The following is a 1,047-nucleotide window of genomic DNA, read 5'->3' on the forward strand; positions in this document are numbered from 1 at the left end:
GCTATTCTATGCTTAAGGAATTTCATCAGCCATTCGTGATTGACATTATCAAAGAATCCCTTGATATCCACGTCAACAATAAAGTTCGTATATCGTTTCTCAATATATACATTAAGTATTTTGAGCGCATCATGACAGTTTCGGTTCGGTCTGAAACCAAAAGAACTGTCTAGGAAGATAGGTTCATACATGGCATTTAAAATCTTCGCTATCCCTCTTTGAACTATCTTATCTTCGTACTCGGGAATGCCTAGCGGCCTTTTCTTATCTGAACCCGCCTTTGCAATATACGTTCTTCTCACTGGAATTGGCTTGTAGCTTTTCTTTTTCATTCTTTCTACAAGCTTGGCGATGTTTTCATCCAAGTTCTTACCATATTCCTCTTTGGTAATTCTCAGAATTCCTGTCGCTTTTCCTGCCGGGAGTTCATGGTGGCATTGTTTAAGGTTTTCCTCGTTGAGTAAATACACAACTGAAGTAAACTTCATATCAGGTTTCTCTTTAGCTAATTCAGCTATCCTTATCAATTTTGTTTCCATTTACTTGTATACCTCCGTGTGTAGTAAATGTGTCCTTAATAGGGACGATACTATGGCGGTTGTCTTTCCTCCATCAGAGTTACCTGACTTCATCGGTACTACACAACCATCCGACTTCCTGTTCGGCATTTGGCTTACTTGCTTTGTATCGCTTGTAATACCATACTCTCCAATTAGGAAAGACCAAACAGGATCTCCCGAGTTGCTACAACATATCAATGTATGACGTGCCAAGGTCAATGACTCCGAAGGAGTCTCTGCTTTCTTGCCATTGCGATAGCAGAGATGCTGCTTTCTGTGCCCCAGAGCACATCAGCCTCCTTATAAACGGCATTTCGGAGCTCAATCCCTTCAACCAATTGGCTTTCGGCCCATCACCTAACTGTCTACGCTTAAAGATACAAGTTACCCTGCATCCTCCAAGACTCGCTACGAGTAAATGGCTAATTCTTTCTCGATGGGAATTCCACCCACTATATGTTGCAACCTAGGCTCGGTCGCTCCTGGA

At 42.0% G+C, this 1,047-nt stretch carries 1 protein-coding gene; it reads right to left on the bottom strand.

Annotated elements, in window-relative coordinates; all coding sequences use genetic code 11:
* Positions 1–539 (bottom strand): reverse transcriptase domain-containing protein (locus tag B371_RS0100265; RefSeq protein WP_019412372.1); only part of this gene is annotated, 539 nt, incomplete at its 3' end.
* Positions 540–1,047: the final 508 nt, after the last annotated feature.

The organism is Paenisporosarcina sp. TG20 (genome assembly GCF_000286315.1).
Classification (GTDB): domain Bacteria; phylum Bacillota; class Bacilli; order Bacillales_A; family Planococcaceae; genus Paenisporosarcina.